At 61.1% G+C, this 17,657-nt stretch carries 13 protein-coding genes; 11 read left to right on the forward strand and 2 right to left on the reverse strand.

Annotated elements, in window-relative coordinates; translation table 11 throughout:
• Positions 1–4: 4 nt before the first annotated feature.
• The 10 genes from nuoL to ACQ5BM_RS05480 all read left to right on the forward strand — a co-directional run bounded on the left by nuoL (position 5) and on the right by ACQ5BM_RS05480 (position 12,409).
• Positions 5–1,999 (forward strand): NADH-quinone oxidoreductase subunit L, encoded by a 1,995-nt coding sequence (gene nuoL / locus ACQ5BM_RS05435; RefSeq protein ID WP_429808753.1) that lies wholly within the window; start codon positions 5–7, stop codon positions 1,997–1,999.
• A complete protein-coding gene (locus tag ACQ5BM_RS05440; RefSeq protein ID WP_429808756.1) occupies positions 1,999–3,510 on the forward strand; it encodes an NADH-quinone oxidoreductase subunit M in 1,512 nt (503 codons plus the stop codon). The genes nuoL and ACQ5BM_RS05440 overlap by 1 nt, the downstream gene beginning before the upstream one ends.
• Before the next feature lie 19 nt (positions 3,511–3,529).
• On the forward strand, positions 3,530–4,972 hold the full coding sequence (nuoN, locus tag ACQ5BM_RS05445; protein ID WP_429808758.1) for an NADH-quinone oxidoreductase subunit NuoN: 1,443 nt from the start codon (positions 3,530–3,532) through the stop codon (positions 4,970–4,972).
• Positions 4,972–5,736 carry a biotin--[acetyl-CoA-carboxylase] ligase gene (locus tag ACQ5BM_RS05450; RefSeq protein WP_429808948.1) on the forward strand — a complete coding sequence of 255 codons (765 nt, stop codon included), beginning with the start codon at positions 4,972–4,974 and terminating at the stop codon, positions 5,734–5,736. The genes nuoN and ACQ5BM_RS05450 overlap by 1 nt, the downstream gene beginning before the upstream one ends.
• A 26-nt stretch (positions 5,737–5,762) precedes the next feature.
• Positions 5,763–7,430 carry a ribonuclease J gene (locus ACQ5BM_RS05455; protein ID WP_429808761.1) on the forward strand — a complete coding sequence of 556 codons (1,668 nt, stop codon included), beginning with the start codon at positions 5,763–5,765 and terminating at the stop codon, positions 7,428–7,430.
• A gap of 64 nt (positions 7,431–7,494) precedes the next feature.
• Entirely contained in the window at positions 7,495–7,899 is a 405-nt protein-coding gene (mce, locus tag ACQ5BM_RS05460; protein ID WP_429808763.1) for a methylmalonyl-CoA epimerase, read from the forward strand.
• 126 nt (positions 7,900–8,025) lie between these two features.
• Positions 8,026–8,295, forward strand: a complete 270-nt coding sequence (locus ACQ5BM_RS05465; RefSeq protein WP_429808765.1) for a DUF1467 family protein — start codon at positions 8,026–8,028, stop codon at positions 8,293–8,295.
• A gap of 752 nt (positions 8,296–9,047) precedes the next feature.
• On the forward strand, positions 9,048–10,376 hold the full coding sequence (gene proS, locus ACQ5BM_RS05470; RefSeq protein ID WP_429808768.1) for a proline--tRNA ligase: 1,329 nt from the start codon (positions 9,048–9,050) through the stop codon (positions 10,374–10,376).
• Positions 10,377–10,395: 19 nt separating this feature from the next.
• Positions 10,396–11,706: a lipoprotein-releasing ABC transporter permease subunit gene (locus tag ACQ5BM_RS05475; RefSeq protein ID WP_429808772.1), complete on the forward strand. Its 1,311-nt coding sequence runs from the start codon at positions 10,396–10,398 to the stop codon at positions 11,704–11,706.
• A 16-nt stretch (positions 11,707–11,722) separates the two neighbouring features.
• Positions 11,723–12,409: an ABC transporter ATP-binding protein gene (locus ACQ5BM_RS05480; RefSeq protein WP_429808774.1), complete on the forward strand. Its 687-nt coding sequence runs from the start codon at positions 11,723–11,725 to the stop codon at positions 12,407–12,409.
• Positions 12,410–12,553: 144 nt separating this feature from the next.
• On the opposite strand, the gene ACQ5BM_RS05485 is transcribed toward ACQ5BM_RS05480, so the two are convergent.
• Together ACQ5BM_RS05485 and ACQ5BM_RS05490 are read right to left on the reverse strand one after the other, a co-directional pair.
• Positions 12,554–13,021, reverse strand: coding sequence for a DUF5680 domain-containing protein (locus ACQ5BM_RS05485; RefSeq protein ID WP_429808777.1), 468 nt, complete (start codon positions 13,019–13,021; stop codon positions 12,554–12,556).
• An 80-nt stretch (positions 13,022–13,101) separates the two neighbouring features.
• The gene (locus ACQ5BM_RS05490; RefSeq protein ID WP_429808780.1) at positions 13,102–13,674 is read right to left on the reverse strand and encodes a hypothetical protein; all 573 of its coding nucleotides are present in this window, start codon (positions 13,672–13,674) and stop codon (positions 13,102–13,104) included.
• Between the two features lie 414 nt (positions 13,675–14,088).
• On the opposite strand from ACQ5BM_RS05490, the gene dnaE reads away from it, so the two are divergent.
• Positions 14,089–17,586, forward strand: a complete 3,498-nt coding sequence (gene dnaE, locus ACQ5BM_RS05495; protein ID WP_429808783.1) for a DNA polymerase III subunit alpha — start codon at positions 14,089–14,091, stop codon at positions 17,584–17,586.
• The last annotated feature ends 71 nt before the right edge of the window (positions 17,587–17,657 follow it).

The raw sequence follows: 17,657 nt of genomic DNA on the forward strand, positions 1-17,657 counted from the left end.
GGCTATGGATACCATCATCAAGGCTATCGTCTTCCTGCCTTTGATCGGCTTTCTGATCGCCGGCCTCTTCGGGACTTCGATCGGCGCCAAGGCATCGGAATATGTCACCAGCGGTCTGATGATCATCGCCGCCGCGCTCTCCTGGTACGTCTTCTTCGACGTCGCGCTCGGCCACCAGGAGATGATCAAGGTTTCGGTGCTGCGCTGGATCCAGTCCGGCAGCTTCGACGTCGAATGGGCGTTCCGCGTTGACACGCTGACGTCGGTCATGTTCGTCGTCGTCAACACCGTCTCGACGCTCGTGCATGTCTATTCGATCGGATACATGCATCACGATCCGCATCGTCCGCGCTTCTTTGCCTATCTGTCGCTCTTCACCTTCGCGATGCTGATGCTCATCACGTCGGACAACCTGGTGCAGATGTTCTTCGGCTGGGAAGGCGTGGGCCTGGCGTCCTACCTGCTCATCGGCTTCTGGTACAAGAAGCCTTCGGCCAACGCAGCGGCGATGAAGGCCTTCATCGTCAACCGCGTCGGCGACTTCGGCTTCTCGCTTGGCATCTTCCTCGTCTTCGTGCTGTTCGGCTCGGTCAACTTCGAGACGATCTTCGCCGCCGCCCAGACCTACCTGCCGGCCGAGGGTGCAGCAGCAGGGGAGGCGGTTGTCACCCTGTTCGGCATGCACCTCGACAAGGCTGACGCCATCACGGCTGCCTGCTTGCTGCTCTTCATGGGCGCGATGGGCAAGTCGGCGCAGTTCCTGCTGCACACCTGGCTTCCGGACGCGATGGAAGGTCCGACCCCGGTTTCGGCCCTTATCCATGCCGCAACCATGGTCACCGCCGGCGTCTTCCTCGTCGCCCGCATGTCGCCGCTGTTTGAACTTTCGCCGGATGCACTGACCGTGGTCACGATCATCGGCGCGATCACCGCCTTCTTCGCCGCGACCGTCGGTCTCGTCCAGAACGACATCAAGCGCGTCATCGCCTATTCGACCTGCTCGCAGCTCGGCTACATGTTCGTGGCCCTCGGCGTTGGCGCCTATGGCGCAGCCATCTTCCACCTGTTCACGCACGCCTTCTTCAAGGCGCTGCTGTTCTTGGGTGCCGGTTCGGTCATCCACGCCGTCGATGGCGAACAGGACATGCGCTACATGGGCGGCCTTCGGAAGCATATCCCGGTCACCTACTGGATGATGTTCATCGGTACGATCGCACTGACCGGCGTCGGTATCCCCGGTACGCTCTTCGGTACGGCTGGCTTCTTCTCGAAGGATGCGATCATCGAGTCGACCTTCGCCTCGCACAGCACCGTATCGGGCTTCGCCTTCGCGCTGCTGGTGATCGCCGCGCTGTTCACGAGCTTCTACTCCTGGCGCCTGACCTTCATGACGTTCCACGGTAAGCCGCGTGCGTCTTCGGATGTCATGCATCACGTCCATGAATCGCCCCAGGTCATGCTGGTGCCGCTTTATATCCTGGGTGCCGGTGCGCTGCTCGCGGGTTTCCTGTTCCACGACCACTTCTTCGGCCACGAATATGCCGAGTTCTGGAAGGGTGCGCTCTTCACGGGAGCGGAAAACGAGATCCTCGAGGAATATCACCACGTCCCGTTGTGGGTTAAGTGGAGCCCGTTTGCCGCGATGGCGCTCGGCCTCTTCACCGCCTGGTACATGTATATCCGCCGGCCGGAACTGCCGAAGTACCTGGCGGAGCAGCATCGTGGCCTCTACCAGTTCCTGCTCAACAAGTGGTACTTCGACGAGCTCTACGACCTGCTGTTCGTACGCTCGGCCAAGTGGCTCGGCACTTTCCTCTGGAAGGAAGGCGATGGCCGCGTGATCGATGGCTACGGCCCGAACGGCATTGCCGCGCGCGTGCTTAATGTCACTGACCGCGTTGTCCGCCTGCAGACTGGTTACCTCTATCACTACGCGTTCGCGATGCTGATCGGCATTGCCGCGCTCGTTACTTGGATGATGTTCAGGAGTTCCTTCTGATGACCGATTGGCCCGTACTTTCCACGGTCACCTTCATGCCGCTCGTCGGCGTCCTGCTTCTCTTGCTGACAAGAGAAGACAGCGCTTACGGCCGCCGGAACATCCTGAACGTATCGCTGCTGACGACGATCTTCACGCTCGCCGTGTCGGTCTACATCTGGTACCAGTTCGACGCCTCGAACCCGGGCTTCCAGATGATCGAAAAGCACGACTGGCTCGGCACCGGCATTTCCTACCATCTCGGCGTCGACGGCATTTCGGTACTTTTCGTCGTGCTCTCGGCCTTCCTCATGCCGTTCTGCGTGCTTGCAAGCTGGCTGACGATCGAGAAGCGGCTCAAGGCATACATGATCGCCTTCCTTGTCCTGGAAACGTTCATGATCGGCGTCTTCGTGTCGCTCGATATCGTGCTCTTCTACGTATTCTTCGAAGCCGGCCTGATCCCGATGTTCATCATCATCGGTGTCTGGGGCGGTAAGGACCGCGTCTACGCCAGCTATAAGTTCTTCCTCTACACGCTGCTCGGCTCGGTACTGATGCTGCTCGCGATCATGGCGATGTACTGGCAGGCCGGTACGACCGACATTCCGCAGTTGATCGCCTACAGCTTCCCGCGCCAGATGCAGACGTGGCTGTGGCTCGCCTTCTTTGCCTCCTTCGCGGTGAAGATGCCGATGTGGCCGGTCCATACCTGGCTTCCGGACGCGCACGTTCAGGCGCCGACGGCGGGCTCGGTCATCCTGGCAGGCATTCTCCTGAAGCTCGGCGGTTACGGCTTCCTGCGCTTCTCGCTGCCGATGTTCCCGCTGGCATCCGACTATTTCGCGCCGTTCGTCTTCACGCTTTCCGTCGTCGCCATCATCTACACCTCGCTGGTCGCGATGATGCAGACGGACATCAAGAAGCTGATCGCCTATTCGTCGGTTGCGCACATGGGTTACGTGACGATGGGTATCTTCGCCGCCAATACCCAGGGCGTGCAGGGTGCGATCTTCCAGATGCTGTCGCACGGCATCGTCTCCGGCGCGCTCTTCCTCTGTGTCGGCGTCGTCTATGACCGTCTGCATACCCGCGAGATCTTGGCCTATGGCGGCCTGGTCAACAATATGCCGAAATACGCCGTCGCCTTCATGGTCTTCACCATGGCCAACGTCGGCCTTCCGGGCACCTCCGGCTTCGTCGGCGAAGTCCTGACCCTCGTAGGCGCGTTCCGTGCCAACACCTGGGTTGCGCTCTTCGCGACGTCGGGCGTCATCCTCTCGGCCGCCTATGCTCTCTGGCTCTATCGTCGGGTGATCTTCGGTGCGCTGGAAAAGGAAAGCCTGAAGGCGCTGCTCGACCTGTCGCCGCGTGAAAAGGCCATTCTTTATCCGCTGGTGATCTTGACGATCTTCTTCGGCGTCTACCCGGCTCCGATCTTCGATGCGACCGCGGCTTCCGTGGATCTGCTCGTCAACAACTACTCCGCAGCCCTGCAGGCAGCGCAAAACGTTGCGCTTTCGGTGCAATGACCACAGGACGTGATTGGACATGACTGCTGAAACCCTCCTTGCAAGCCTGCAACTCTCGATCCCCGAGTTGATCCTCGCGGTCGGCGCTATGGCATTGCTGATGATCGGCGTATTTGCCGGCGAAAAGTCGGCTTCGACCGTCACCGGCCTTGCGGTTGCCGTTCTGATCATCGCCGGCCTCTGGCTCGTTCTGAAAACTGGTGAAGGCGAAGCCTATGGCGGCGCCTTCCTCTCGGATCCCTTCGCCAAATTCATGAAGGTGCTGGCGTTGATCGGTTCGATCACGGCGATGGTGATGACCGTCGGTCACGCGCGTTCCGCCCAGATCGATCGCTTCGAGTTCCCGGTGCTTCTGGTGCTGGCGACGCTCGGCATGCTGCTGATGATCTCGGCCAACGACCTGATCTCGCTCTATCTCTCGCTGGAACTGCAGTCACTTGCGCTCTATGTCGTCGCCGCCATCAACCGCGATAGCGTTCGTTCGACCGAAGCCGGCCTCAAGTACTTCGTGCTCGGCGCGCTTTCGTCGGGCATGCTGCTCTATGGCATGTCGTTGATCTACGGCTTCACCGGTCATACCGGCTTTACCCAGATTGCCGCTGCGCTGACGGCGGAAGGCCGCTCGCTCGGCCTGATCTTCGGTCTCGTCTTCGTGCTCGCCGGTCTCGCCTTCAAGATTTCGGCCGTGCCGTTCCACATGTGGACGCCTGACGTCTACGAAGGCGCACCGACACCGGTCACCGCCTTCTTCGCGGCAGCGCCGAAGGTTGCCGCCATGGCGATCCTTGTGCGTATCGTCATCAACGCCTTCGAGCCCGTCGTTGCCGACTGGCAGCAGATCATCGTCTTCATCTCGATCGCTTCGATGCTGCTCGGCGCCTTCGCTGCGATCGGCCAGAAGAACATCAAGCGCCTGATGGCCTATTCCTCGATCGGTCACATGGGGTACGCGCTGGTCGGCCTTGCTGCCGGCTCGATGGCGGGCGTTCGCGGCGTGCTGCTCTACATGCTCATCTACATGGTCATGACGCTCGGCACCTTTGCCTGCATCCTGGCGATGCGGCGCAAGGAAGGCGAAAACGTCGAGAACATCGACGATCTCGCGGGCCTGTCGCAGACGAACCCCTTCATGGCGACCGTGCTGACCATCATGATGTTCTCGCTCGCCGGCATCCCGCCGATGGCAGGCTTCTTCGGGAAGTATTTCGTCTTCATGGCCGCGATCGAAGCACAGCTCTATGCACTCGCCATCATCGGCGTGCTCGCATCCGTTGTCGGCGCGTACTATTACCTGCGCGTCATCAAGGTGATGTGGTTCGATGACGCCAAGGGCGAGTTTGCCCGTACGGCTGGCGAACTGAAACTGGTGTTCGGCCTCTCGGGTCTGTTCGTCCTCGGATACGTCCTGATCGGCGGTCCGCTTGGAAGCGCTGCCGAGGCCGCGGCGCGGACCTTCTTTTGATCGCCCCTGAAAGCGGTGGCCGGATATCGCCCGACGATTTCCGGCACGTCGCTCTCGATGCGGTCGGATCGACAAACAGCGAATGCCTGGCGCGTGCGCGCCAGGGCGACCCGGGCAATCTCTGGGTCACGGCAGTCAGGCAGACCGGTGGTCGCGGCCGCCGCGGCCGCGCCTGGTTTTCGGAACCCGGCAACCTCTATGCATCGCTTCTGCTGATCGATCCGGCACCAGTCGAGCATCTGCATTCTCTGCCGCTCGCGGTTGCCGTCGCCGTGCACCGGGCAATCCGCCAGGTGATGCCGCTGGGTGCGGCACCGGTGGAGATCAAGTGGCCAAACGATATTCTCATCGACGGGAAGAAGACCTGCGGCATCCTGCTCGAGGGGGAGGCACTTCCGGATGGGCGCCAGGCGTTGGTCATTGGCTGCGGCATCAACATTGCCGTCCAGCCGGACGAGGCCCTCTATCCCGTCACCTCGTTGAGGAAGGAAGGCGCTTCGGTTTCGCCGGACGAACTTTTCGCGCGACTGTTCATGACGATGGCGGAGACGCTGTCGCTATGGGACCGTGGCGCGGGGATTGCAAAGACCATCGAGCAATGGCGGGCGGCCGCCCGCGGCATCGGTGAGACGATTACAGTGAACCTGCCGGACCGGTCGCTTTCGGGTCGCTTTGCCGGTATTGATGAGACCGGGCGGTTGATGCTCGATACCGGGTCAGGCACGATGCAGGCGATTGCAGCCGGCGACGTATTTTTCGGATAATTTCTAGAACAAGGGCGCATTACAATATGGCGCAGGACGAAGAACTGGTGTTCTTGCCGCTTGGCGGCGTCGGCGAAATCGGCATGAACCTCGGCCTTTACGGCTACGGGCGGCCCGGAAACCGCCAGTGGATCATGGTCGATTGCGGTGTGACGTTCCCGGGGCCGGAGCTTCCCGGCGTCGAACTGGTGCTGCCTGACATCGGGTTTCTCGCCGAGGAGCGGCGCAATCTCAAGGCGATCATTATCACCCACGCCCATGAGGACCATTACGGCGGCCTGAACGATCTTTGGCCGGGTCTCAACGTTCCGGTCTATGCCTCGCCGTTCACGGCAGGCATGCTGGAGGCCAAGCGCGATTTCGAAAAGAGCCGCGGCGAGATCCCGGTGACGATCTTCAAGCAGGGCGACCGCATCAATGTCGGCCCGTTCGAGATCGAAGCCGTCGGCGTCAACCATTCGATCCCCGAGCCGATGTCGCTGATCATCCGCACGCCGCTCGGAACGGTCGTTCATACTGGCGACTGGAAGATCGACCTGCATCCGTCGCTCGGGCCCCTGACCGACGAGACGCGTTTCCGCCAGATCGGCGACGAAGGCGTGTTGGCGCTCATCTGCGATTCCACCAATGCCATGCGCGACGGCGTTTCGCCGTCGGAACAGGAAGTCTCCGAAAGCCTGTCGAAGATCATCGCCAACGCCGAGGGCCGGGTTGCGATCACCACCTTCTCGTCGAATGTCGGACGCATCCGCTCGATCGCCGAGGCCGCGGAAGAGGCGGGGCGGGATGTCCTGCTGCTCGGCAGCTCGATGCGCCGCGTCGTCGCCGTTGCTCAGGACCTCGGATTGATGGAAGGCATCAAGCCCTTCCTCGCCGAAGACGAGTTCGGCTACGTACCGCGCGACAAGGTCGTGGTTATCCTGACCGGCAGCCAGGGCGAACCGCGAGCAGCGCTCGCCAAGATCGCGCGCGACGAGATGCGTAACGTTGCGTTCTCCGCCGGCGACACGGTTGTCTTCTCTTCACGCACGATCCCCGGCAACGAGAAGGCGATCAACGACATCAAGAATGGCCTTGTCGAACAGGGAATCCACATCATCACCGACAGTGAAGCGCTGGTGCATGTGTCCGGTCACCCGCGCCGCACCGAACTGCAGCAGATGTATCAGTGGCTGCGCCCGCAGATCCTAGTCCCGGTTCATGGCGAAGCTGCGCATCTGACGGCCCATGCCGAACTCGGACAGCAGTCGGGCATTGCCAGTGTTCCGCGCCTCCGGAACGGCAAAATGCTGCGGCTTGCGCCGGGCCCGGCCGAGGTCATCGACGAAGCGCCGCATGGCCGTATCTACAAGGACGGCAATCTCATCGGCGATTTTGAAGAAATGGGCATCGGCGAGCGCCGCAAGCTCTCTTTTGCCGGACACGTCGCCGTCAATGTCGTGCTCGACAGCCGGTACGATTTCCTCGGCGATCCGGATATCGTTGCGATCGGTCTCCCGGAGTTCGATGACGAGGGCGAAGACATGGAGGACACCCTCTATGACGCGATCCTCGGTGCGGTCGAGAGTATTCCGCGGGCAAAGCGCAAGGACCTGGCAATGTTGCAGGAGGCGGTTCGCCGAGCGGTTCGTAGCACAGCCAACCAGACCTGGGGCAAGAAGCCGATTGTAACGGTGTTTGTCACCAAAGTCTGATTGGCGGTCGTCCCGCGGCGGTGTAAGCGGGACCGGTACAGGACGTCATAGCGGGAGGATCGCAATGCTCGGAAGAGTGAACCATATCGCCATCGCCGTGCCGGACCTTGGCTCCGCCGCCGAAAGCTACCGCTCGACGCTCGGTGCATCCGTCACCGAGCCGCAAGCATTGCCGGAACACGGCGTGACCGTCGTGTTCGTCACGCTGGCCAACACCAAGGTCGAACTCCTCGAGCCGCTCGGCGAAGGTTCGCCGATCGCTGCCTTCCTGGCGAAGAACCCTTCGGGCGGAATGCACCACATCTGCTACGAAGTGGAGAACATCCTTGCGGCGCGTGACGCGCTGCGGGCGGCGGGAGCCCGGGTTCTGGGAGACGGAGAGCCGAAAATCGGCGCGCATGGCAAGCCGGTGCTTTTCCTGCATCCCAAGGATTTCCAGGGTACGCTGATCGAACTCGAAGAGGTGTGACAGTTGACCGCGCGATGCACGTTTGTCTGATCGGGCAGGCGGCGCTATAAGGCGGACAGAATGTCGCGGAAGTCGCGGCGAAATGGCCTGGGCCGTTACGTCGATTGCCTTCACCGGGAGCCGGAAATGCCGCTGTTTTCAATTTTTGCCATCTACTTCATCATCTGGTGGATCACGCTGTTTGCCGTTCTCCCCTTGGGAGTGCGCACGCAGGCGGAAGAAAACAGCGTCGTCCCGGGAAGCGTCGAAAGCGCGCCGGCCAAGTTCAATGCGAAACGGGTCGTGCTTTTGACCACGGCCATCGCGGCCGTCATCCAGGTCGCCTGGTATGTCGTCTCCGTCAAACTTGGTTACGGCATCGATTCCATCCCGCGGTTTTACCCGAAATTCTATTGAGAGTTTCCGCGGGGGCAGGTGGGCTGAGCGAAGCCGCAGGCCGAGTGAAGAACTTTCAGGATATCGAGGCTGGATTTCGGCGTCGCGAAAACGGCCGTCGCGACGCCGCGGCCGGAACCAGAGCAATCACAGGGTTGACCGCCGCCAAATTGACATAGTTCAATTCTTGCTGCTGCTTCGTGATTGCGATGGATCGAGAAAAGCAAAAAAAAACAAGGCTAAAAGCCTTGTTTTCAAGTTTCGCGTGATCTTTCATCCGTTGCCGGCGGCAGCGACTAAGCGCGCCTAAGATCTTATCCTCCCAAGACTTGACCGCGAAAGTCGGCAAGAATTTAGTCTTCATGCCTGTTTTGTGAGCCGAAATTAGCCCAAACATTAAGCTCTGTCATCCTGTTTTTTTGCATTTTTGCTACAGTTGGGTAAAATATTCCCGTTGACAATTCCTGTCGCAATCTTGTTACTAGCGTGCTCTTTTGACGCAGGCTTTGCCGGTCTTTTCCCCTCAAAATCAGCGGCTCCGATCTTTCCGGCGATGGTCTGAGAGTAGGGTTTTCTTCCGACTGCGAAGCAGCTATGAACGCAAGGCTCATAAAGGTTCACGTCGGCTTTGCCGACGATGGATAATGGAGAGCTCGACCCCGAGAAGCGTCGGTCGCCCTTGCCAGTCTATCGGCAAAGAAGGCACCGGAGCTCAACGTCATTTCGCCCGAATCCGCCGATAGTGCGACGTTCATCAAGTTCTGGAACCCGTCATGCGCCTGTCCCGCTTTTTCATGCCCATCCTGAAGGAAAATCCTAAGGAAGCGGAAATCGTTTCCCACCGCCTCATGCTCCGTACGGGCATGATCCGGCAGCAGTCCTCGGGCATCTATACCTGGCTGCCACTGGGCAAGCGCGTTCTCGACAAGGTCAATGCGATCATCCGCGAGGAGCAGAACCGCTCGGGCGCGATCGAACTCCTGATGCCGACGCTGCAGTCCGCAGAGCTCTGGCAGGAAAGCGGCCGTTACGACGCCTACGGCAAGGAGATGCTGCGCATCAAGGATCGCCAGGATCGTCCGATGCTCTACGGTCCCACGAACGAGGAAATGATCACGGACGTCTTCCGTTCCTACGTGAAGTCCTACCGCGATCTGCCGCTCAACCTCTACCACATCCAGCTGAAGTTCCGTGACGAGATCCGCCCGCGCTTCGGCACCATGCGCTCGCGCGAGTTCCTGATGAAGGATGCCTATTCCTTCGATCTCGACCGGGAAGGGGCAGAACACGCCTATAACCGCATGTTCGCCGCTTACCTGCGCACCTTCGCACGCATGGGCCTTCGCGCCATTCCGATGCGTGCCGATACCGGCCCGATCGGCGGCAACCTGAGCCACGAATTCATCATCCTCGCCGACACCGGCGAATCCGAAGTCTTCTGCCACAAGGATTTCCTCGGCTTCGATATCCCCGGCGAAGAAACCAACTTCGATGATGTCGCCGGTCTCAAGGCGATCTTCGACAAGTGGACGTCGCGCTACGCGGCGACATCGGAAATGCACGATGAAGCAGCCTTCAATGCGGTTGCCGAAGGCGATCGCGTGTCGGCACGCGGCATCGAAGTCGGCCATATCTTCTATTTCGGCACCAAGTATTCCGAAGCCATGGGCGCCAAGGTTCTCGGCCCCGACGGCAAGGAGCACGCCGTGCACATGGGGTCCTACGGTATCGGGCCGACCCGCCTCGTGCCGGCGATCATCGAAGCCTCGCATGACGACAACGGCATCATCTGGCCGAAGTCGATCGCGCCGTTCGACGGCGTCATCATCAACATGAAAGCGGGCGATGCCGCTTGCGACGGAGCCTGCGAGACGCTCTACTCCGAACTCGGCAAGGCAGGATTCGATGCTCTGCTCGACGACACGGACGACCGCGCCGGCGCGAAGTTCGCGACGGCTGACCTGATCGGGGTTCCGGTCCAGATCATCGTCGGTCCGCGTTCGGTCGCCAACGGCGAAGTCGAGGTCAAGGATCGCAAGACCGGCGAGCGCGAGACGATGACCGTCGAAGCTGCGATCAACAAGCTGATCGCAACGAAGTAATGAGGCGAGGGAAGGCAGGATGACCGCCGTGGTGCAAGATCAGGTGCAGGCCGCAGTGCAGCCTGAAAAGTCCTCCAGCCGTCCCTTTTCCGCCTTTGAGCGCATGGTAGCCTGGCGCTACCTGCGCTCCAGGCGCAAGGAAGCTTTCATCTCTGTAATCGCCGGCTTCTCCTTCATCGGCATCATGCTCGGCGTCGCCACGCTGATCATCGTCATGGCGGTGATGAATGGGTTTCGCACCGAGCTCATCTCCCGCATTCTCGGCATCAACGGTCATATGATCGTCCAGCCGATCGACGGGCCGCTCAACAATTATGCGGAACTGGCGACCAAGTTTTCGGGCGTCAAGGGCGTCACCATGGCCATCCCGCTGGTCGAGGGCCAGGTTCTGGCCCAGGGCGTCGGCGATAGTTCCACGGGCGCTCTGGTCCGCGGCATCCGCGCCGACGATCTCAGCAAGATGAAGTCGGTTTCCGATCATATCCAATCCGGCGACATGGTCGGCTTTGCCTCCGGCTCGGGCGTGGCGATCGGCTCGCGCATGGCCGAACAGCTCGGCATCCGCGTCGGCGGAACGATCACGCTGACCTCGCCCAATGGCGATGTGACGCCGCTCGGCATGAACCCGCGCGTCAAGGCCTATACCGTCTCGGCGATCTACGAGATCGGCATGTCGGAATACGACTCGACGATCATCTTCATGCCGCTCGAAGAGGCGCAACTCTTCTTCAACGCGGAGGGGCTCGCGCAGTCGATCGAGATCTTCGTCGAGCATCCGGATGTCGTCGACGAACTGCGCCAGCCGATCGAGGATGCCGCGGGACGGCAGATCTTCATCACCGACTGGCGTGACCGCAACAAGACCTTCTTCTCGGCGCTCGAAGTCGAGCGCAACGTGATGTTCATGATCCTGACGCTGATCGTGCTGGTCGCGGCGCTGAACATCATCTCCGGCCTGATCATGCTGGTGAAGGACAAGGGCAGCGACATCGCGATTCTCAGAACGATGGGCGCAACTTCAAGCTCGGTGATGCGCATCTTCTTCATGACCGGGGCGGCGATCGGCGTGGCGGGAACGATCGCCGGCGTGGCGCTCGGCGTCGTTGTCTGCCTCAACATCGAATCCATCCGGCAGTTCTTCTCCTGGATCTCCGGAACGACACTCTTCAGCCCGGAACTCTATTTCCTGAGCCAGCTCCCGGCCGATATGAATGCCGATGAGACCGCGCTCGTCATCGTCATGGCACTCACCCTTTCCTTCCTCGCCACGATCTTCCCGGCCTGGCGTGCCTCGCGCCTCGATCCGGTGCAGGCCCTGCGTTACGAATGACAAGGACATCAACTGAATGAATGCGCGCGTGGCACTGCAGCTTTCCGGCGTCGAGCGACACTACGGGGAAGGCGAAACGTACCTGCCCATCCTCAAGGGTGCGGATTTTACGTTGAGAAGCGGCGAGACGGTTGCGCTGGTCGCGCCCTCGGGAACCGGCAAGTCGACGCTCTTGCATGTGGCCGGTCTGCTGGAGCGCCCGGATGGCGGCGAAGTCTTGGTCAATGGCGTCTCCTGTGGTGGGCTCAACGACGATCGGCGCACGGCGATCCGCCGAAACGAGATCGGCTTCGTCTACCAGTTTCACCATCTGCTTCCCGAATTCTCGGCACTCGAGAACATCATGATGCCGCAGTTGATCGCCGGTCTGCCCAAGGCTGAGGCCGCCGATCGAGCAAGGGCGCTGCTCGACTACATGCGCATCGGTCACCGCGCCGACCACCGTCCGGCGGAACTTTCCGGCGGTGAGCAGCAGCGCGTCGCAATCGCGCGGGCCGTCGCCAATGCGCCGCTCGTGCTTCTTGCAGACGAGCCGACGGGCAATCTCGACCCGGAAACCGCCGGGTATGTCTTCGAAGCGCTGGAGGCGCTCGCGCGCCAGTCGGGCCTTGCGGCCCTGATCGCGACACACAACCACGAGCTTGCCGGCTTGATGGACCGCCGCGTGACGATCGAGGACGGCAAGGTTGTCGAAATGAACTGACCGCGTGGCGGCCGGCCTGTTGATCCTCAGGCGCCGTCACCTCTTGTTTTTTGCTCGTACGGGAAAGCGCGGACCCGGCCCGTTTCGTTTAGGCCGCCGGAGAGGGGCCCAGAGGCGCGATGGACGCGTCTACCGGGCTTGCTCTCACCGCCTGATCAGACCGCCGCGATAGTCGAGTTCGTAAGCTTCCTCGCCATCGACGAAGATGACTTCGTGGCCGGAAAAATGTCCGGTGTCACCACGGCTGCTGTCGATATAGTAGCCATGCGCATGCCGAAACTCCATGCCGCCGAGGAAGTGCCGCTTTTCCTGGTACATCGTCCGCAGCGCAGCCTTGATGACCAGCCCAGCCTTCTCTCCATCGATGAGATCGGGGCGGATGATGCGGCCGAAATAGTTCATGGCCCAGCGGGGTTCCTCCTCCTGCCAGACGGTCTCCTGTCCGGCAAAATCAGTCCCGCCGAAATAGCTGTCGAGATAGCGCCAGCGATCACGTTCGTAACCGATGTCGCGGGAGCCCGGGCGCGAAGGAGCGCGGGCCATACCGCCGCCCACATAGGCATTGGCTTTGGCCTCTACGATGAAGTCCGTGAGTCCGTTGAGTTCGGTCATGACTGTTCCCCATATGTTCCAGACTCAAAATGCCGCAATGCGCGAGAGCTGTGAAGAACATAAAGGGAACAAATAGATGATTATCGAATGCCGCAAGCCTTCTGCCCGCGATCGTCGTCCCAGTCTTTGAGGAGGACGAGCTCGCCTTTTACGGCAAAGGGCTTGTCATTGGCCTTGCCCTTACCCGTCAGCACGTTGAGGTCGCATTGGGAGGTGTTGTCGGGGGCGAGCGTATCGTAGGACGAGTAGGTGTAGCCTGCGACCACGAAGTCGAAGTTGCGGTATGCCACCGTCAATTTCTGCTCCCAGCGGTCACGGCCGATGGCGTCATTGTGGCTGGTGATGAGGAGTGAGCCATTCGGCAGCGCCGTGACCGATGGCGCCTGTCCGGCAAGATCGAACTGACCCCAGACCTTGTTCGGGATGGCCGACTTCAAACCGAGCGCGCCAGTTTCGCCGGCCAGGTAAACATAGACGCCGTTGTCGTCGTCGCTGCCCTCGGCGGGCCGCACGATCAGGGCGAGATCCGAATCCCCGTCCTTATCCCAGTCGCCGGTTGCGGCGGAGACAATCCGGGCAGGGTCGATCGTTTCCGTCGCAGAGGCGACCGCCGGCAACAGGAACAGCAAGGGTAGAATCAGGCGTGCATGCATGTCGAAACGCTCCGCTTGGTTGTTCCTCTTGATAGGCGGGCGCGGCGCGTTCCTCAAGCGGCTTCCTCATAGTTAACGGGCATTCGCCTCCCGTGTTAACCATCGTGAACAGAATGCCTGTGCCTCGCTTGACGAGTGAACAAAAATGGAACAAAGTAAAAACATAACGGAAAAGGAGCCATGTTATGACTGATTTTGTTCGTGACCTCGCCGCCTTCGCTTCGATGAGCCTTTTCATCGCAAGCATCTCTTTCATCGCGCTCGGCCTCTGAGGAGCGCCGACATTTCCTCCCACGCCCTTCCCAATTTTCGCCCCCGGGATTGAATAAGGGGGACGATATGTCAGGGGAAACTGGACATGTCGGGTGAGAAGCGGGATATCCTGCCGACCGGACAGGAATCAGGGTGCGAACAATGGCAGACGACGGCAAAGCAGCATCGAGCGAGGCGCTTGGGACGGACCCGCAATTTGTGCATCTGCGTGTTCACTCGGCCTTCTCCCTGCTCGAAGGCGCCCTGCCGCTGAAGAAGGTCATCGGCAAGGCGGTTGCCGATAATCAGCCGGCGATCGGGATCGCCGACACCAACAATCTCTTTGCCGCACTCGAGTTTTCGCAGAAAGCAGCCGACGACGGCCTGCAGCCGATTACCGGCTGCCAGCTTTCCATCGACATGGAAGACGAGGCGGATGGCGAACGGCGCGGCCACACGCAACAACTCGCGAAGCTGCCCTCGATCGTCCTGATCGCCGCGACGGACGACGGCTACACGCGGCTCGTCGATTTGGTGAGTCGCGCCTATCTCAGCGGCGAGGGCAGCCAGGCGACCCGGATCACGCGTTCCTGGCTTGCCGAAAACGGTACGGACGGATTGATCGCGTTGACCGGCGCGTCCGGCGGCCCGGTGGACTTGGCCCTGAAGGCTGGCTCGACGGCGCTGGCCGAGGCACGCCTCGAAGCCTTGCATGATCTCTTCGGCGATCGTCTCTATATCGAGCTGCAGCGGCATGGAGGCTACGACCGGCGTCATGAGAGCCGGATGATCGACCTTGCCTACAAGTTCGACATACCCCTTGTTGCCACCAACGAGGCCTTCTTCCCGTCGCCGTCCGACTATGATGCCCATGACGCCCTGATGGCAGTGGCGCACAACGCGATGGTTTCGGACGACAGCCGCTTCCGCCTGACGCCGGACCACTATCTCAAGAGCCGCAAGGAAATGGCGGCGCTTTTTGCCGATCTGCCCGAGGCGCTGGAAAACACCGTCGAGATCGCGCGGCGCTGCTCCTTCATGCTGAAGACCCGCGGACCGATCCTGCCGCGCTTTACCGGCGCCACCGCGGATCCGGAAGAGGCAGAGCGCGCCGAGGCGGCCGAGCTGCGCCGCCAGGCGGAGGAGGGGCTCGAACAGCGTCTCGCCAAGCTTGGCATGGCGCCCGGCTATAGCGAGCAGGAATATCGCGAGCGCCTGGCCTTCGAGCTCAGTGTTATCGAGCGCATGAAGTTCCCCGGTTACTTCCTGATCGTTGCCGACTTCATCAAATGGGCGAAGCAGCACGATATCCCCGTCGGGCCGGGCCGCGGTTCGGGTGCAGGATCACTGGTTGCGTATGCGCTGACGATCACTGACGTCGATCCGATGCGCTTCTCGCTGCTGTTCGAACGCTTCCTCAATCCTGAGCGCGTCTCGATGCCCGACTTCGACATCGACTTCTGCCAGGACCGGCGCGAAGAGGTGATCCGCTACGTGCAGCGCAAATATGGCCGCGAGCAGGTGGCGCAGATCATCACCTTCGGTTCGCTGCAGGCGCGCGCCGCACTGCGCGACGTCGGCCGCGTGCTCGAAATGCCCTATGGCCAGGTCGACAAGATCTGCAAGCTGGTGCCGAACAATCCGGCCAATCCGACGCCGCTCTCCAAGGCGATCGAAGAGGAGCCACGCCTGCAGGAGGAAGCCGAGAAGGAGCCGGTGGTCGCCCGCCTTCTCGACATCGCCCAGAAGATCGAAGGCCTCTACCGTCACGCCTCGACTCATGCCGCCGGCATCGTCATCGGCGACCGGCCGCTGTCGCAACTCGTGCCGATGTATCGCGATCCGCGCTCCGACATGCCGGTCACCCAGTTCAACATGAAATGGGTGGAGCAGGCGGGTCTCGTCAAGTTCGACTTCCTCGGCCTGAAGACCCTCACCGTTCTGAAGGTTGCGGTCGATTTCGTGAAGCAGCGCGGCATCGAAGTCGATCTCGCGAGCATTCCGCTCGACGACCCGAAGACCTATGAGATGCTGTCGCGCGGCGAGACCGTCGGCGTGTTCCAGGTGGAAAGTGCCGGCATGCGCAAGGCGCTGATCGGCATGCGGCCCGACTGCATCGAGGACATCATCGCGCTGGTGGCGCTCTACCGCCCGGGCCCGATGGAGAACATCCCGGTCTACAACGCCCGCAAGCATGGCGAGGAAGAGGTCGAATCGATCCATCCCAAGATCGACCATCTGCTCAAGGAAACGCAGGGCGTTATCGTCTACCAGGAGCAGGTGATGCAGATCGCCCAGGTGCTCTCGGGCTATTCGCTCGGCGAGGCCGATCTTCTGCGCCGCGCCATGGGTAAGAAGATCAAGGAGGAAATGGATAAGCAGCGCGCCCGCTTCGTCGACGGCGCCGTCAAGAATGAAGTGTCGAAGCCGCAGGCCGACCTGATCTTCGACCTGCTCGCCAAGTTCGCCAACTACGGCTTCAACAAATCGCATGCCGCGGCTTATGCGATCGTCTCCTACCAGACCGCCTATATGAAGGCGCACTATCCGGTGGAGTTCCTGGCGGCGTCGATGACGCTCGACATGTCCAACACGGAAAAGGTCAACGACTTCCGCCAGGATGCGAAGCGGCTGAGCATCGAGGTGATCGCGCCATCGGTGCAGACCTCGTTCCGGCATTTCCAGACGGGTGAGAACCGCATCTATTATTCACTCGCCGCGATTAAGGGCGTGGGCGAATCCGCGGTCGAGCATATCGTCGAAGTGCGCGGCGACCGGCCCTTCGCGAGTCTCGAGGATTTCTGCCTCAGGATCGATCCCAAACTTCTCAACCGTCGCGTCTTCGAAAGCCTGATCGCCGCCGGCGCCTTCGATTGCTTCGGCTATGACCGGGCGGAACTGGTCGGCGGGCTCGATCGCATCCTTGGCCTCGCCCAGCGTGCGCAGGAGAACAAGACGAGCGGCCAGAGCGACATGTTTGGGGCAGGGGCGGCAACCGGGCCGGAGCGAATCGCGCTCCCCGCCTACACGCCCTGGCTCGCTTCGGAAAAGTTGCACCGCGAATTCCAGGTGCTGGGCTTCTATCTCTCCGCCCATCCGCTCGACACCTACAATGCGCTGCTTGCGAAGATGCGGGTGCAGACCTTCGGCGATTTCGCAGGCGCGGTAAAGAAGGGCGCAACCGCCGGCCGGTTAGCCGGCACGGTAACCTCGAAGCAGGAACGCAAGACGCGCACCGGCAACAAGATGGGCATCGTTGCCTTTTCCGACTCCTCCGGCCAATTCGAGGCCGTGCTTTTCTCCGAGATGCTGCATCAGTATCGTGACCTCTTGGAGCCGGGCAAATCGCTGGTGATGACCGTTGCCGCCGAAGAGCGGCCGGAAGGCATCGGGCTGCGCATCCAGACCCTGCGCTCGCTGGAGGAAGAATCGCTGCAACTGCAGAAGGCGTTGCGCGTCTATGTGCGCGATTCCGGCCCGCTGAAATCGATCGCCTCGCATCTCAACACCAGAGGCGACGGCCTCGTCTCCTTCGTCGTCATCAAGGACAACGGTCAGCGCGAGATCGAGGTGGAACTGAGCGAGAAGTTCCGGATTTCGCCGGAGATCGCCGCAGCGCTGCGCTCGGCGCCGGGTGTGGTCGACGTCGAGCTGGTTTGATCCGGATGTTTCCCTTTCAGTGAACCGGAGAACTGGCGTGGAGGTCCTTCAAGGCGAGCGGCGGCGCGCCC

This window comes from Ensifer sp. B1-9 (assembly GCF_050474445.1).
GTDB lineage: Bacteria > Pseudomonadota > Alphaproteobacteria > Rhizobiales > Rhizobiaceae > Ensifer.

What these genes read in the sequence shown, in the direction of transcription:
- nuoL (WP_429808753.1), top strand. Translation starts at nt 5, where the DNA reads ATGGATACCATCATCAAGGCTATCGTCTTCCTGCCTTTGATCGGCTTT.
- ACQ5BM_RS05440 (WP_429808756.1), top strand. Translation starts at nt 1,999, where the DNA reads ATGACCGATTGGCCCGTACTTTCCACGGTCACCTTCATGCCGCTCGTC.
- nuoN (WP_429808758.1), top strand. Translation starts at nt 3,530, where the DNA reads ATGACTGCTGAAACCCTCCTTGCAAGCCTGCAACTCTCGATCCCCGAG.
- ACQ5BM_RS05455 (WP_429808761.1), top strand. Translation starts at nt 5,763, where the DNA reads ATGGCGCAGGACGAAGAACTGGTGTTCTTGCCGCTTGGCGGCGTCGGC.
- mce (WP_429808763.1), top strand. Translation starts at nt 7,495, where the DNA reads ATGCTCGGAAGAGTGAACCATATCGCCATCGCCGTGCCGGACCTTGGC.
- ACQ5BM_RS05465 (WP_429808765.1), top strand. Translation starts at nt 8,026, where the DNA reads ATGCCGCTGTTTTCAATTTTTGCCATCTACTTCATCATCTGGTGGATC.
- proS (WP_429808768.1), top strand. Translation starts at nt 9,048, where the DNA reads ATGCGCCTGTCCCGCTTTTTCATGCCCATCCTGAAGGAAAATCCTAAG.
- ACQ5BM_RS05475 (WP_429808772.1), top strand. Translation starts at nt 10,396, where the DNA reads ATGACCGCCGTGGTGCAAGATCAGGTGCAGGCCGCAGTGCAGCCTGAA.
- ACQ5BM_RS05480 (WP_429808774.1), top strand. Translation starts at nt 11,723, where the DNA reads ATGAATGCGCGCGTGGCACTGCAGCTTTCCGGCGTCGAGCGACACTAC.
- ACQ5BM_RS05485 (WP_429808777.1), bottom strand. Translation starts at nt 13,021, where the DNA reads ATGACCGAACTCAACGGACTCACGGACTTCATCGTAGAGGCCAAAGCC.
- ACQ5BM_RS05490 (WP_429808780.1), bottom strand. Translation starts at nt 13,674, where the DNA reads ATGCATGCACGCCTGATTCTACCCTTGCTGTTCCTGTTGCCGGCGGTC.
- dnaE (WP_429808783.1), top strand. Translation starts at nt 14,089, where the DNA reads ATGGCAGACGACGGCAAAGCAGCATCGAGCGAGGCGCTTGGGACGGAC.